General features: G+C 65.7%; 2 protein-coding genes. Both read right to left on the bottom strand.

Annotated features, from left to right (window positions below; translation table 11 throughout):
• Positions 1 to 3: 3 nt before the first annotated feature.
• Complete coding sequence (locus tag AU185_RS07795; protein WP_059156956.1) at positions 4 to 15,894, bottom strand: non-ribosomal peptide synthetase; 15,891 nt, start codon at positions 15,892 to 15,894, stop codon at positions 4 to 6.
• Positions 15,881 to 17,748: condensation domain-containing protein (locus AU185_RS25875; protein ID WP_231740272.1), on the bottom strand; the 1,868-nt coding region annotated here is incomplete at its 5' end. The genes AU185_RS07795 and AU185_RS25875, both read right to left, overlap by 14 nt.

The following is a 17,748-nucleotide window of genomic DNA, read 5'->3' as shown; positions in this document are numbered from 1 at the left end:
GCCTTATGTGGCTTCAGCTTCAAGTGAACGTCGGAGTTGTTGGCCATACAGGCTGACCGATTCGGCGGTCAGCATGTTCTCATGGGTGCAGTCGACCGAGTACTCGGTGATGTCGCCGGCTACAAACGGGGACCAGTTCTGCGACGCAGACGACGGCTCTCCTTGCACCGCGGAGAACACGGTCATATCGCCGTCGAAAACGCCCGGTTCGTGGGTCCGATACAACTCCACGTTGGTGTTGATGTTGTTGACGATCAGATCCCGGAGATACTTGTATCGGCTGAACTCCACGGAGGCGTGCTCGCGAAGCAGTTCTTCGACCTGCTCGTAGGTAAGCGGCTCGTCTTGTGCTGGGACGTCGATATTGCACAGCCGCAACACTGCTTCAAGCATGTCTTCCTGGCCGAAGTCTTGGTCCGGCAGGGTGACGGTCCCGCCGGCACTGGGCTGGGCGTCGAGAAGGATGAGACGGCTGATCTCAGATCCGCGACGCTGAAGTTCGATGGCGACTTCTTGGGCGACGACTCCTCCAAAAGACCAGCCGAGAAGATTATACGGCCCTGTCGGACAAGCCTTTTGAATCCGGTCCGCATAGTTCTTCGCCATCTCGCGAATTGTCCGCGGTTCGACTTCTCCGCTGTCCAGGACTTGTTGAATTCCGATGATCGGGCAGTCCAGAGAGATGCCGAGAGCGTGGTACGCCCAACTCACCCCACCCCCGGCATGGATACAGAACAGCGGTGCGCCCGTGCCCGGTTTGAGAGTCTGGACCGGTGCGACTTCAACGGAAACGGCATCTGTGTCCAGCCGCTGACTCAGGCTCTTGACCGTGGGTGCCTCGAACACGGTGGGTACCGAAAGATCGGTACCGAGCGAGGACCTGATCGCCGCGATCAGGCGCATCGCTGACAGTGAGTCTCCTCCGAGGGCGAAGAAGTCGTCGTCGAGTCCGGCGCGGTCGAGGCCCAGGACGTCGGCGAAGATTTCGGCGACGGTTTTTTCGGTCGGTGTTTGCGGGGCGCGGAAACTGGCGGTGGAAAACACCGGGGCGGGCAGGGCCCGGCGGTCGATCTTGCCCGAGGACGTCATGGGGAACTCGTCGAGCACCATGATCTGGGTGGGCACCATGTACTCGGGCAACCGCGCGCTCAACTGTTGGCGCACCGCGCTGATCTTGGTGTTGGTTTGCGGGTCGTTGGCGTGTGCGCTGCGCTCGCCGGTCTCGGGGTGGGGCAGGTACAGATCGGTCAACGCCGACTCGCACCCGACCGCGGCGGAATCGATGAAGACCGCATCCAAGGTGCCGGGCTGAGCACCCCAGGTGACCGCGACGCGATAGCCGGCCGCCTCGCCCAGTTGGTGCAATTGCTCGGCGGTGACCGCATCAGCAGCGGGCACCGCCAGTGCCTCGGTCAGCGTCAGCCCGGCGGCCAAGCCCTGTTCGACACCCACGTCGACGATCACCCCGGCACGCGGAATCTCGGTGACCCGCACCGCCTCGCGACGTTGCGACACCAACTCCGCATGCAACCCACTGAGCCCGGCGCATCGCGTCCACTCCCAGACGGGCACTGCGGCCAGCGAGTGCGCCACGGTGGGATCCTTGTGCACCACAACGTCATAGCGGTAGCGGGTCAACTCGTTATCGGCCGATCCCCGTTTGACCTGAATGTCGAGCCCGGCCACCGCCGGATGCGCCGCAGCCCAGGTGGTGAAAAACTCCGGCGCCAACAACAATTCGGGTTCACCGACGACGGCGCGCTGGACCCGCTGACGGATCTCGGCGGCATCGGTGCGCTCAATGTTCTCAGTGCGCGCCAACGCGACACCGGTGTGAAACGCCCCCTGCAGACTGTGATTGCGCACATCGCCGATGACCAACGCCCCACCGGGGGCCAACAACTCGACCGCGGTGTCGATCACCTGAGTCAAATAAGCCGCGCTGGGGAAATACTGCACCACCGAGTTGACGATGATGGTGTCAAAGAACCCCGGCGGCAGACCCTCGCTGACATCGGCGCGCTGCACCCGCAACCGCACCCGATCCCCCCACGGTTGCGCGGCCACCGCCGCCTGCAACGTCTCAATGGTCGGCGCGGAAAAGTCGGTGCCCCAATACTGTTCACACTCCGGGGCGACCTGAGACAACACCAACCCCGACCCCACCCCGATCTCCAACACCCGCCGCGGCCGCAGCGCCAAAACCCGATCCACAATCGCCGAACGCCACTGCTGCATCTGCTCAACAGGAATCGACTCACCGGTGTAGCTACTGTTCCAACCCCGAAAATCCATCCCGAAACCCGGCACCTCGAGCTGGGCGTCATACAACTCGTCATAAACGTGATGCCACTGCTCGACAATCCCGGCATCATCACCAGCACTACTCGCCTGCTCCAGGGTCACATAGGCCACCAGGTGTGAGCCGGCGGTGCCTTGATGCACGGTGGCTGCGGCGTGGGTGACCTGCGGGCAGCCCAGCAAGCTGTTTTCGATCTCGCCCAACTCGATGCGCTGCCCACGCAGCTTGACCTGGGTGTCGGCGCGGCCCAGATACTCCAACGTGCCCGCCGAGGTCCACCGCACCAGATCCCCGCTGCGATACATCCGCGCCCCGCCATCCCCATACGGATTGGCCACAAACCGCTCAGCGGTCAACCCCGCCCGACCCACATAACCACGCGCCACCGCCGGCCCACCCAGATACAACTCACCCACCACCCCGACCGGAGCCGGATGCAACCGCGCATCCAACACCAACGCACACACACCCGCAATCGGAGCGCCGATGTCCACGCGCTGTCCCGCCGACAGTGGTGCGGTGCACGTCGCCCAGACGGTGGTCTCGCTCGGACCATATGCGTTGAACATCCGCCGTCCCGGCGCCCAGGCGGCCACCACCTCCCCCGCACACGCCTCCCCGGCCGTGATCAGCGTGCCCAGTCCGTCGAGCTGGGTTCGATCGAGCGTCGCCAGCACCGTCGGAGTCAATACCGCCGCATCGACCCGATGGTCATGCAGCACCGCGGTCAACGCCTCCCCGGCATAGGCATCCGGCGCGGCCACCACCAACGCCGCCCCTGGTCCGGCGGCCAGGATCACCTCGAACACCGAGGCGTCGAAGGTGGGTGCGGCGACCATCAACACCCGCGACCCGGCGCCCAACCCGAACGTTTCCCGCTGCGCCGCCGCCAAACCCAACAGACCGGCGTGGCTGACCACCACCCCCTTGGGCACACCGGTGGACCCCGAAGTGAAGATCACATAGGCCCCACTTTCGGGCCCCAACGGGGCCAACCGATCAGCATCGGAGATCGGATCAACACTGCGCCCCGACACATCCAACTCATCCAGACGCAACACCGGACGCGAGCCCGCCCCCGCCACCGAATCCGCACCCATCGTCACCACACACACCGCACCCGCAGCATCGAGCACCGTGGCGATGCGCTCCACCGGATGGCCCCGATCCACCGGCACATACACCCCACCGGCCTTGACCACCGCCCACCACGCAACCACCAACTCCGCACACCGATCCACCGCCACACCCACCGCACGCTCGGGACCCACCCCCACCTCGATCAGCACCCGCGCCACCCGAGTCGACCACTCATCAAGCTCGCGATACGACACCCGCCGGCCACCATCGAGCACCGCCACGCCATCTGGATCAGCAGCCACCGCCATGGCCAACACCTGCGGGGCCACCCCCACCGGCGCGACCACCCCAGCACCCGACCACTGCGCCAGCACCAGATCACGCTCACCACCATCGAGCAACGCCACCTCGCCGATCACCACCGAGGCATCAGCCACCACCGCCTCGACCACCCGACCGAACCAACCCACCAACCGCTCGATAGTGGAACGCTCATACAGATCCCTGGCATAGGTCACCATCCCCGCAGCCATCGGCGCATCCGGATCCTGGCCGGGCATCTCACCCAGCTGGATGTCCAGGTCGAACTTCGCGGAACGGGTTGACGCGGCGAGTCCGTCGACGCTGACCCCGTCGAACGTGACCATTTCGGGGCGCACGTTGTTCTGGAACACCATCAGAACTTGGAACAGTGGATGATGCGACGTGGAACGCACCGGGTTGAGCTGCTCGACCAGCCGCTCGAACGGCACATCCTGATTGCTGTAGGCATCCAGCGCCTTATGCCGCACCTGCTCGAGCACCTCGCTGAACCGCTGCCCCGAGCTCACCCCCACCCGCAACACCCAGGTGTTGACGAAAAACCCGACCAGCTCATCCAACGACTGATCCATCCGCCCAGCGATCGGCGTGCCCAACGCCACGTCCTCACCAGCCCCGGCCCGGTGCAACACCACCGCCACCACAGCCTGCAACACCATCGACGCCGTCGCATTATGCGCTGCAGCCACCCGTTTGAGCCCGGCCCACAACTCCGGATCAACGCGCAACTGCACCTCATCACCGCGATAACTGGGCACCGGCGGGCGCGGCCGATCAGCCGGCAACGACACCACCTCCGGCAGATCAGCCAACTCCTGCCGCCAGTACGCCAACTGACCCGAGATCACACTGTCCGGATCAGACTCGACCCCCAACCAATCCCGCTGCCACAACGCATAATCGGCATACTGCACCCCCAACGGCACCCAATCCGGAGCCCGACCCAGACGGCGCGCTCCATACGCCTGGGCCACATCACGCACCATCGGAGCCATCGACCAGCCGTCAAAAGCGATGTGATGCACCACAATCGCCAACACATACTGCTCAGCACCCACCGCAAAGATCTGCGCACGAACCGGGATCTCATCGGCCAAATCAAACCGATACCCCGCCAACGCCACCACTTCACCGACCACATCGCCCTCGGCCAACGACACCACCGCCGCGCCCCCACGCCGCCACATCCCCACCCGCGCAGGCAACACCTTCTGGAACGGCACACCATCAACCTCAGGAAACACCGTGCGCAACGACTCATGCCGCGCAATCACATCATCGAGCGCCGCATCCAACGCCCCCACATCAAGCGCCCCACCAATCCGGAAGGCAGTCGGCATGTTGTAAGTCGCCACCCCACCCTCAAACCGGTTCAAAAACCACAACCGGCTCTGTGCGAAGGACAACGGTACGACCGCGGGTCGTTGTCGCGCCTCCAACGGCTTACGCCGTTGCGAGCCCTCACCGACCCGCTGCGCCAACTGAGCAACCGTGGGCGCGTCGAACAAAGTGCGCACCTCGAGGCGAGCGTCCAGTCCCGTATTGACGGCGTTGATCACCCTCATCGCCAGCAGCGAATCGCCGCCAAGGTCAAAGAACGAGTCGTCGACGCCGACCCGCGCGTGCCCGAGCACCTGGGCGTAGATGCCGGCCAGAATCTCCTCGACGGCGTTAGCCGGGGCGCGGTACCCGCCGGTGGCGTACTCCGGTGCCGGCAGGGCGCGTTTGTCGAGTTTGCCGTTGACCGTCATCGGTAGCGCCTCGATCGCCACTATGGCCGCGGGCAGCATGTAGGCGGGAAGCCGGTCGGTCAGCGCACTGCGCACCTCGACCGGATCGGCAGTGCCGGTGACATAACCCACCAACCGCTTGTCGCCGGGGCGGTCTTCGCGGGCGATCACTACCGCCTGCTCGACGCCGTCCACCGCAGTCAAGGCGGTCTGGATTTCGCCGAGTTCAATGCGATACCCGCGGATCTTGACCTGTTCGTCGGCGCGTCCGAGATACCGCAGCTGCCCGTCAGAGCCCCAAGAGACCAGGTCTCCGGTGCGGTACATCCGTTGTCCTGGCGCCCCCGCTCCTGCGAACGGACACGCCACAAACCGCGCCGAGGTCAATCCGGCTCGACGCCAATACCCCAATCCGAGCCCGGAACCGGCCACATACAACTCACCGACCACCCCGGCCGGAACCGGACGCAACCATCTGTCGAGCACAAAAAAGCCAAGATGGGCCAACGGAATACCGATGGGGCTGACGTTGCTGGTGGCATCGCCGTCGACGATCTGCCGGAGTGAGGCATGCACCGTCGTCTCGGTTGTGCCGTACAGGTTCAACAGACGTGGGGACTCGGGATGTTTGTCCAGCCATGGCCGAAGACGTTGCGGGTCAAGCGCTTCGCCGGCGAACAGCACAGCTTCCAGTTCCAACTGCTGGCCCGGGTCGTCCTGCCGCACGTCGGCGGTTTGCAACGCGTAGAACGCCGACGGCGTCTGACTCAACACGCTGACCGATTCACCGACGAGCAGGGCGTGGAAGTCGTCTGGCGAACGGGTCACCGGCTCGGGCACCACGACCAGCCGCCCACCACCCAGCAGGGCACCCCAGATCTCACACACCGAGACGTCGAAGGCGTAGGAATGCCACTGCGACCACACGCCCGCGCGATCGACGTCGTTATTCAGCGACGCCAGCAGCTCGATGACGTTGCGATGAGTGATCGCCACGCCCTTGGGCACACCGGTCGTGCCGGAGGTGTAGATGAAGTAGGCGACATCGTCGGCGGCCGGCGCCGGTGGCGCCGCGGCGGACTGGCTCCTCACGGCGGAGGCGGCGGTGTCGATGACGACGAGGTCATGCCCACTCAGCCGCTCGGCGAGGCCCGCTGTGGTGACCGCGGCCATCGGCGCCGCATCAGCGATCATGAAGTCGATCCGTGCCGCCGGCAACGCCGGGTCGATCGGCAGATACGCCGCACCGGTCTTGAGCACCGCCAGGATCGCCACAATCGCCTCGGCGGACCGCGAAACCAGCAGCGCCACAGTCTCACCCGGACCCGCGCCGTGGCCGACCAACAGCTGCGCCAACCGGTTGGCAGCCTCGTCCAGCTCTCGATACGTCATAGCGTGACTGTCGAAGGTCACCGCCACCGCATCCGGAGTCTGGGCCACTCGCGCGGCGAACAACCCCGGAATAGACATCGACGAGGGTTCGTGCTGGGTCAGCACCGCCCGATTACTCCATCCTTCCAGGCGGGCGTGTTCACTTTCGTCGAGCAGATCCACCGACGAAAGTGGCCGGACGGGCTCGGCGGTCATCGCCGCCAACACGCGCTGCAGCCGCTCGATCAACGCGTCGATGCCGGCGGCGTCGAATACGTCGGTGTCGTACTCGACGCGGATGCCCAGTTGGGCACCTGGCGTGGCTTGCACTGTCAGCGGGTAATGGTTGTATTCGCGGCTGGCGAACGCGGTGACGACCACGTCGTGGTCGCCCGACATGGTGGCGGTGTCGATCGGGTAGTTCTCGTAGACGAACAGCGTGTCGAAAAGCTGCTCCTGACCCGTGATCCGGTGGATTTCGCTGAGCGCCAGGTGTTGGTGGTCAACGGTGTCGTTGTGGGCGCGCTGCAGTTGGTCCAGCAGCTCGGCGGTGGTGGTTGTGGGCGTGATTTTCGCCCGCACCGGCACGGTGTTGATGAACAGGCCGACCATGGATTCCGCACCGACGACGTCTACCGGTCTACCGGAGACTGCGGTGCCGAAAGCGACGTCGTGCTGGCCGGTCAGCCAAGCCAGGAGTTTTGCGAAGGCTCCTTGCAGCACGGTGTTGACGGTGGTGCGGCGTGAGCGGGCGAGCTCGGTGACAGCCCGTGTGGTTTCTTCGGACAGTCGAGACGATGCAATACCGCGGGTGCCCATCCCCAGCCGTTGAGCGGGTCCCACGAGAGTGGGGGTGTCAAAGCCGGCGAGCACCTCACGCCAGGCGTTAAGGGCGGCGTCGAGGTCTCGATCGGCCAGCCAGGTGACGAACCTGCGATACGGCGCAGCCGCGGGGAGTCGCTGACCCTGATAGCTGGCGAAGATCTCGCCGAGCAGGATCGGCAGCGACCATCCGTCGAGCACGATGTGGTGGTTGGTCAGCACCAACCGGTGCGTCTCGGGGGCGGTGCGGATCAATGCCGCCCGGAACGGCGGTCCGTCGGCCAGATCGCAGACCGCGGCGCGTTCGGCAGCGCACAGCTGCTGCATCTCTGCGTCGACGTCGTGGGTGTTCACTTCGGCGTAGCGCCACGCGGTCACTGGATCGGCGGGGATGATCTGCACCGGCTCGTCGAACTGGGAGCAGAAACGGGCCGCCAAATTGGGATGGCGGTGAACCACCGTACGCACCGCATCACGCAGTCGGTCGGAGTCGAGATGACCGCTCAACGCGATATCCAGTTGCACGGCGTACACGTCGTCACGGTTGTGCTGCGCCGTGCTGGCATGGAAGAGCAGGCCCTGCTGCAGCGGGGTCAACGGCAAGATGTCGACGAGTTCGTATTGCCCTGCGAGATAGTCGATTTGATGTTGACTCAGCCGCGCCGGGGCGATATCCGATGGTGTCAACCCGCCACCGCCCCGTCGCACATGGACGCAGATGCCGGCCAGTGCGTCGAACCACAACTTGCTCAGCCGGCTGACTCGGGCACGATCCAGCACCGAGGGTGCCCACGTCCAATTGGCGTGCAGCTGCGGGCCGGCCTCGGTGTCGAGGGTGCCGGCGTTGAGTTCCACGGTGTGCGCCAAGGGCATGGGCACTGCCGTGGCGGCGGCGGTCAGCGACATGTCGTCATGGTCGACACGCCACAGGCCACTGGATGTCTCGCCGGCCGCGCCGCCCAGGCGGCCGAGGTAGTTGAACCCGATTGAGGGGTCCGACTCGGGCAGGTCGACGTCAGGATTCAGGTAGCGCAGCAGACCATAGGTCAGCGGATCGGGCAGGGCGCGCAGCTGTTCTTTGGCGTCCTTGATCGAGGCCCCCAGCGACGGCTCGCCGGCGATCACCTGTGCCCAGCGCAGGCCACCGATGCTCATCGACACGGGATACTTGGTGGTGAACCAGCCCACCGTGCGCGACAGGTCAACTCCTGCGGCCAACTCCTCGTCTCGCCCATGGCCCTCGACATCGATGCCGATCGGCACAGCGCCGTTGCCCACGAACTCCGACCATGCCAACCCCAGGGCGATCAGCAGGACCTCCTGGATGCCCGCGTGGAATGCCGCTGTCACCTCCCCCAAGAGCAACCGGGTCGTCTCCGCATCCAGCGACACCGACAGATGGCCGGCACTGGCATACGTATCGAGGTCGGGTCGTATTGCCGGCAACGCTGCTGGTGCTGCCGCAACCTGCTTCCACGCCGCCGCATGGTTCACCACCTTGTCGGCACGGGCATACTCGGCCAGCAGCGACGCCCACCGGGCGAAAGACGTCCCGCCCGCCGGCAACTTCACGGGCTGTCCGCTGTGGTGCTGGGCCCAGGCAAAGTTGAGATCCTCCAGGACAATTCGCCACGAGACGCCGTCGATGGCCAGGTGGTGAATGATCAGCACGAGCTGGCGCGCCGAGGCCACCCACAGCGCGCTGAGCATCAGCCCTGCAGCCGGATTCAACCGCGAGCGGGCGGCCACCAGCACCTCGTCGGACAACTCATCGACGGTTCGCAGGCACGTCAGGGCATCCACCGCTCCGACTTCGGGCACCGTCAACGACCACTCGCCGTCGACGTCGCGATCGACGCGCAGCCGCAACATGGCATGCCGATCCAGAAGCGCCTGCAGCACCACCACCACGTCGGGCTCAGACACCCCCGCCGGAGCCGACACCAACACCGTCTGGTTGAACTCGTCGACAGGGCCGTCCACACTTGCCAGCCAGCGCATGATCGGGGTCGCCGCTATCGGTCCAATGCCCGGATCGACCACATCGGCCTCACCGTCGGCCACCTCGGCCACGCGGGCCAGTCGGGCCACGGTCTGCTCGACGAACACATCGCGTGGCCGACAACGCAATCCGACGGCTCGCGCGCGCGCCACCACCTGCATCGACAAGATGCTGTCGCCACCCAGATCGAAGAACGAGTCGTCCACGCCGACGCGCTCCAATCCCAGCACTTGGGCGTAGATGCCGGCCAAGATCTCCTCGACCGCGTTGCCGGGGGCTCGGAAGTGTTCGGCGTCAATGTATTCCGGCGCTGGCAGAGCGCGTTTGTCGAGTTTGCCGTTCACCGTCAGTGGCAGCGCCTCGATCGCGACAACCGCGGCGGGCACCATGTAGGCCGGCAACCGTTCGGCCATCGCGGCGCGAACGCTGGTCACGTCCGCTGTCCCGGTGATGTAGCCAATCAAGCGTTTGTCTCCCGGGCGGTCCTCGCGGGCGATCACCACCGCCTGCTCCACCCCATCCAGCCCGGCCAACACGGCCTGCACCTCACCCAGTTCGATGCGGTAACCGCGGATCTTGACCTGCTCGTCAGCGCGTCCCAGATACTGGAGTTGCCCGTCGGCGCCCCACCGCACCAGATCGCCGGTGCGATACATCCTCTGTCCGGGCGCATCCGCGCCTACGAAGGGGCACGCCACGAACCGCGATCCGGTCAGCCCGGTCCGGCGCCAATATCCGCACCCCACGCCGCGACCGGCCACATACAACTCTCCGACCACTCCGGCCGGCACTGGTCGCAACCATTGGTCCAGCACGAACAACGCCGCCCCGGGCACCGGCTTCCCGATCGGCACCGCCCCCGAATCCGGTTGCAGCGGAGCGCTTATCGTGGCGTACACCGTGGTTTCCGTCGGCCCGTAGCCGTTGATCATCACCCGCCCGGCCGCCCACCGGTCCACCACCTCCATGGGACACGGTTCAGCGGCGATCATCAACGCCGTGGATTCCACACCCTCGGGTGAGAGCATCCCCACCGCAGACGGGGTTTGACTCAGAACGCTGACTTTCTCGGTGACCAGCAAGGCATGAAAGTCCTCCGGTGAGCGGGCGACCGATTCGGGCACCACCACCAGCCGCCCACCGAACAACAAGGCGCCCCAGATCTCCCACACAGAGAAGTCGAAAGCCAACGAATGAGACTGCGTCCAGACCTGCCCCGGCACCAGGTCCACGCCGACATCCAATGCGTCGAACAACCGCGTGACGTTCTGATGGGTGACGGCAACACCTTTGGGCACACCGGTGGTGCCCGAGGTGTAAATGATGTGGGCGAGATCGTCGGGATCCGGTGCCGGTAATGCCGCGCTGGGTTGGCCGGCGATGTGGAGGTCGTCGACAGCGATGACCGAGACGTCGCACCCGGCCAGCCGCTCAGCCAAGCCCGTGGTGGTGATCGCGACGAGCGGTGCGGCGTCGGCGATCATGAACTGCATTCGCGCCACCGGCACGACCGGGTCGATCGGCAGGTATGCCGCCCCGGTCTTCAGCACCGCCAGAATCGACACGACCGCCTCGACGGAGCGGTTCAACAGCAGTGCGACACATTCGCCCGCAGCCACGCCCTCGCCGGCCAACAGGTGCGCCAGACGATCAGCGGCCTCGTCCAGCTCGCGATATGTCAGACAACGGCTTTCGCAGCTGACCGCGACCGCCTCGGGGGTACGGCACACCTGTTCGGCGAACAGCGCCGGTATCGACGCCGGTGTCGAAGCTTGCGCCAGGACCTCGCGGTTGCCGATCTCGGCCAGCCGGACGTGCTCCGTTTCGTCGAGCAGATCGATCGATGACAACCGCCGCGTCGGGTCGGCGGTCATCGCCTCCAGCACCCGCGACAGCCGTTCGATCAGCGCCTCGATACTTTCCGCGTCGAACACGTCGGTCCGATACTCCACCGCACCGCCGATTCCGGCCGGCTCCCCGACTTCGGTGAACCGTTCGCCCAGGGAAAACGTCAAATCCATCCGAGCAGAACGTGTGTCCACCGGCACCGGGGTGACTTGAACATTTCCCAATGCCCCCGCCGCGGGCTGCGTTGAGAAGTCTTGCCAAGCCAACACCACCTGAACCAAGGGCTGGTGGGTGAGTGATCGGTTCGGATTGAGCCGCTCCACAAGAACTTCAAAGGGCACGTCCTGGTTCTCGTAGGCGGCCAGGCTACGTTGGCGCACCTGGCCCAACAGCTCAGCGACAGTGGGATCGCCGACGAGCTCGACCCGCAGCACTAAGGTGTTGACGAAAAAGCCGATCAGCTTGTCGAGCGCTGGGTCGCGTCGTCCGGCGATCGGAAACCCTACCGCCACATCTGAATTAGCGGTGAGCTTCGACAGCAACACTGCCAGGGCGGCCTGAACCACCATGAAGTTCGTCGCGTTGTGCTCACGGGCCACCCGAGCCACCCGCTGCTGCAACTGCGCCGACCAGCCCACGGCCACGGTGGCGCCGCGCTGATCCGAATTCGGCGGATATGGCCGATCGGTGGGCAGCTGCAGCCGCTCGGGCATTCCTGCCAGCGCTTGCTCCCAATAGGCCACCTGCGCGGCGATGGTGCTGTCGCTATCGGCCAGATCCCCCAATTGGGCGCGTTGCCACAACGTGTAATCGACGTACTGAACCGGCAACGGCGCCCAATCGGGGCCCTGTCCGGCACACCGGGTGGCATACGCCACGGCCAGATCCGCCATCAACGGCGCGACCGACCAGCCGTCGGCGGCGATATGGTGCACGACCGCCACCAACACGTGCTCATCATCAGCGAGCCGGAAAAGCTTTGTCCACAAGGGCATATCGGTCGCCAAATCAAAGGTGTGCCGCACCGCCGCGTCGATTGCTTCTTCGAGACGGGCCGGGGACCAGCCGCTGGCGTCAGCAACATCCCAACGGAAGTCGGCACGTTCGGGCGGGATCACCAGCTGCTGAGGCAACCCCTCGGGCGCGACGAACAACGTGCGCAGGCTCTCATGGCGGCACACGACGTCGGCCAGTGCCGCATGCAACGCCTCGACGTCGAGTCCGCCGCTCAACCTCAATGCGGTCGCCATGTTGTACACCGGCGACGGCCCCTGCAACTGGTCGATGAACCACAACCTCTGCTGGGCATACGACAAAGGAACCACCGCGGGTCGCTCGACCGCCACCAACGGCGCCAGTCGGCGCGAACCCACACCGATACGCGGCGCCAACTGCGCAATTGTGGGAGCCTCGAACACCGTGCGTACCGAGAGGTCGCTGTCCAGCGCCGCGTTGATCGCCGCGGCCAGCCGCATCGACGAGATGCTGTCGCCGCCCAGTTCGAAGAACGAGTCGTCCACCCCGACGCGATCGATCCCGAGGACCTGGGCGTAGATGCCGACGAGGATTTCTTCCACCGCGCTGGTCGGTGCGCGATACTCACCGGCGGTGTATTCAGGTGCCGGAAGGGCGCGGATGTCCAATTTGCCGTTGACCGTGAGCGGCAGTGCGGCCAACACCACCACCGCCGCTGGGACCATGTAGGCCGGGAGCCGCTCGGCCAGCCGCACGCGTATCTCGGCGGGGTCAGCCGCGCCGGCCGCGGTCTCGGTGACGTAGCCGACGAGGCGTTTGTCGCCGGGGCGGTCCTCGCGGGCGACCACCGTCGCCTGGTCCACCCCGACCATCCCGGCGAGAGCTGCTTGTACCTCACCGAGCTCGACGCGGTAACCGCGGATCTTGACCTGTTCGTCAGCGCGGCCCAGATACTGCAGTTGCCCGTCGGCGTCCCACCGCACAAGGTCGCCGGTCCGGTACATCCGCTGTCCTGGCGGTCCCGCACCGACGAACGGACACGCCACAAACCGCGACCCGGTCAGCGCGGGCCGGCGTACATACCCCACCCCCACGCCGCGACCGGCCACATACAGCTCGCCGACCATCCCGGGTGGGACCGGCCGCAGCCATCCGTCCAACACGAACAACGCCGCGGTCGACACGGGCGCACCGATGGGCACGACGCTCAGACCCGGTGTCAGCGGCGCACTCATCGTCGCGTACACGGTGACTTCGGTTGGGCCGTAGGCATTGATCACCACTCGCCCGGACGCCCATCTATCCAACACGTCGGCCGGACAGGGCTCACCGCCGAGCAGCAACGCCGTCGAATCCAGGCCCTCAGGTGAGAGCACCCCGACCGCGGACGGCGTCTGGGTCAGCACACTGACACGCTCGGCAACGAGCATGTCGTGGAAGTCTCTGGGGGAAGCCGTAACCGATTCGGGCACGACCACCAGCCGACCACCACTGAGCAGCGCTGCCCAAATCTCCCACACGGAGAAGTCGAAGGCGTACGAATGGCATTGGGTCCACGCCTGTTCATCCGGCAGGTGTGTCGGCATTGACTCCGCCACGTGTGCCAGGTTGTGCTGGGCGATGGCGACACCTTTGGGGGTCCCGGTGGTGCCCGACGTGTAGATGAGGTAGGCGATGTCATCGGGGCTCGGCGCGGGCAACGGTGTTGTCGGGTACTTGTCGATCCGCGGGTCGCTGACATCGATGATGTCCGTATCGAATCCATCTAGCCGCCAAGCTAATTCGGAAGTGGTGAGCACGGCAGCCGGCACGGCGTCGGTGAGCATGAACTCGATTCGCGGCGCCGGGAGCGCCGGGTCGATCGCCAGGTACGCCGCCCCGACCTTGAGCGTCGCCAGCATCGCCGCAACCGCTTCGGCCGACCGCTCCAGTAACAGCGCCACGCACTGCCCGGCGACCACCGAGTGATCAGTCAGCAGATGCGCCAACCGATTTGCGAACTCCTCGACCTCTCGGTAGGTCCACGAGCGCCCGTTGGACCACAGTGCCACCGCATGCGGTGTCTGAGCGACCCGCGCAGTGAACAACGCCGGGATCGACACCGGCGTCGCCGGCTTGCTCAACACCGACCGGTTACCAATTCTGTCTAGGTGGACATGCTCGCACTCGTTCAGCAGGTCCATCGACGACAACCGCCGGTCGGGATCGGTGGTCATCACCGCCAGTACCCGCGTCAACCGCGTGATCAACGCGTCAATGCTCTCGGGATCGAAGACGTCGGTGTCGAATTCGACGCGAAGGCCCATCTCACGTCCGGGCTGGGCTTGCACCGTCAGCGGATAGTGGTTGTATTCGCGGCTGCTGGCGCCGGTGACGGCCAACTCGTGATTACCCAACACCGCGGCGGCATCGACCGGGTAGTTCTCGTACACAAAGAGGGTGTCGAACAGTCGCTGATGGCCGGTGATGCGATGGATGTCGCTGAGCGCCAGGTGCTGGTGCTCGAGGAGGTTGTTGTGAGCGGCTTGCAGCTGATCGATCAGATCGCTGGTAGTCGTCGTCGCCGTGATGCGGGCACGAACCGGCACTGTGTTGATCAACAGCCCCACCATTGCGTCCGCGCCGACGATCTCGGCGGGGCGAGCGGACACAACCGCGCCGAACGCGACATCGCGTTGACCGGTCAGCCACATCAGCATGTGCGCGTAGGCGGCCTGCAGCACGATGTTGACGGTGGCGTGGCGTGAGCGCGCCAAGTCCCCAAGCGCCTGAGTGATCTCCTCGGGAATCCGGAACGACTCAACGCCTCGGCGCCCCAACCCCAACCGGTCTGCCGGGCCCACCAACGTGGGCGCATCGAAACCGGCCAGCGCCTCGCGCCACGCCGCGTGCGCCGCAGCGTGGTTTCGCCCGGCCAGCCAGGTGACGAAGCTGCGGTACGGCGCGGGTGCGGGCAGCCGCTGTCCGTAATAGCTGGCGAAGATCTCGCGTAGCAGCACTGGCATCGACCAGCCGTCCATCACGATGTGGTGACTCGTCAGCACAAACCGATGCGCGTCTGGTGCAGTGCGGATCAACGCGGCCCGGAAGGCCGCTCGGTCGGTCAGGTCACGGACCGCAGCGCGTTCGTCCGCACTCATCCGCGCAATTTGCTCGTCGACATCGGCGCCGGGTTTCAGCACGACGTACCGCCACTCCACGGTGGGGTCGGCCGGGATGATCTGCACTGGCTGGTCGAACTCTCCGTGGAAGCGGGCGGCCAAGTGCGGATGACGGTTGATCACCGCATCCACTGCGTCGCGAAGCCGGTCCGGGTCGAGCGGGCCTGCGACCGAGATATCCAGCTGCACCGCGTACACGTCGTCACTGGCGCTCGCGGTGCTGGCATGAAAGAGCAGCCCCTGCTGAAGGGGCGTCAGTGGCAGTACGTCAGCGATCTGCATATTGCCTCTGGAGATCGTCGATCTGCTGCTGGCTCAGCGAGACAGCGACATCGGAGGGCGTCAGCCCGCCGCCACCGCGTTGCACATGTGCGCAGACGCCGGTCAGGGCGTCGAAGAACAACTGGCTGATCAGACTGATCTCTTCGCGCTTGAGTGCAGAGGGCGCCCATGTCCAATTGGCGTGCAACTGCGGACCTTCCTCGGTATCGACGGTGGCGGCGTTGAGCTCCACCGTGTGCGCGAGGGGCATCGGTACCGCTGCGGCCGCCGCGGCGGCGACCGACAGGCCGTCTGGGTCCACCCGCCAGATCGCATCGGACGCCACGGCAGCGGCTGGTCCCAGTCGTCCCAGATAGTTGAACCCGATCGACGGTTCCGACTCGGGCAGGTCGACATCGTGGTTGAGGTAGCGCAGCAGGCCGTAGGTCAGCGGGTCGGGCAGAGCGCGCAACTGTTCTTTGGCATGTTTGATCAGCGCGCCCAGCGCCGGCTCGCCCGCGGTCACCTGTGCCCAGCGCAGACCGCCGACGGTGATCGACACCGGGTACTTGGTGGTGAACCATCCCACCGAACGGGACAGGTCGACGTCGCCGGCCAGTTCCTCGACCCGGCCGTGGCCTTCGACGTCGATGCCGATCGGTGTCTTGCCGTTGCCCAAGAACTCCGACCACGCCAGAGCAAATGCGATCAACAGGATTTCGTGGATGCCGGCATGAAATGCCGCGGGCGCTTCGCCCATCAGCAGCCGAGTGGTCTCGCCATCCAGCGTCGCTGACAACTGGTCCGCATTGGCATAGGTATCCCGCTCGGGTTGCACCGGCGGCACCAGTGCTGGCACCGCCGCCACCTGCTTCCAGGCGTCGGTCTGCTCCACCACGGCCGCGTCATGCGCATGACCTGCCAACAACGATGCCCAGCGGGCAAACGACGTCCCGCCCGCCGGCAACTCAACCGGCTGCCGGTGCTGATGCTGAGCCCACGCAATATTGAGGTCTTTTAACAGGATTCGCCACGACACCCCGTCCACGGCGAGGTGATGGATGATCAGCACCAGCTGGTTTGTGGTCGTCACCCACAGCGCACTCAGCATCGCCCCAGCCGACGGGTCCAGCCGTGACCGCGCGGCCACCACCGCCTCAGCGGAGAGCATCTCGACCGCATGGAGGCGTCCGCGAGCATCGACCGAACCTGCCTCGGGCGCCTGAAGCGACCAGTTCCCTGCACCGTCGTCGTCCACGCGCAACCGCAACATGGGGTGCCGATCCAGCAGGGCCTGCAATAGCACCACCACATCGGCGTCGGTCACGCCAGCCGGGGCCGACACGACCATCGTCTGGTTGAATTCGTCGGTCGGGCCCTCCACGCCTGCCAGCCAGCGCATGATCGGAGTGGGCGTGACCGGCCCGATACCCTCATCGGCCGTAGGCTCACCGTCGGCCACCACCGCGACTCGGGCGAGTCGGGCCACCGTCTGCTCGACAAAGATGTCGCGTGGTCGACAAAGCACTCCGACTGCCCGCGCGCGAGCAACTACCTGCATCGACAGGATGCTGTCGCCGCCGAGGTCGAAGAAGGAGTCGTCGACTCCGACGCGTGGTAGGCCGAGTACTTGGGCGTAGATGCCGGCCAGGATGTCTTCGATTGCGCTGGCGGGGGCGCGATATGCGCCGGCGGCGTATTCGGGTGCGGGCAGGGCGCGGGTGTCGAGTTTGCCGTTGGGGGTCAGCGGCAGCGCGTCGAGTAGCACCACCGTGGCCGGGACCAGATAGTCGGGCAACCGATCCAACAGCTGGGCGCGAATATCGCCCGGGTCTGCGCTGCCGGTGATGTAGCCGACCAGACGCTTGTCACCGG

Origin of the sequence: Mycobacterium sp. GA-0227b (assembly GCF_001499855.1) — a bacterium.
GTDB lineage: Bacteria > Actinomycetota > Actinomycetes > Mycobacteriales > Mycobacteriaceae > Mycobacterium.
This window is presented reverse-complemented; position numbering and strand designations above follow the sequence as displayed.

Coding starts and splice junctions, on each gene's coding strand:
- AU185_RS07795 (WP_059156956.1), bottom strand. CDS start 15,894: ATGCAGATCGCTGACGTACTGCCACTGACGCCCCTTCAGCAGGGGCTG.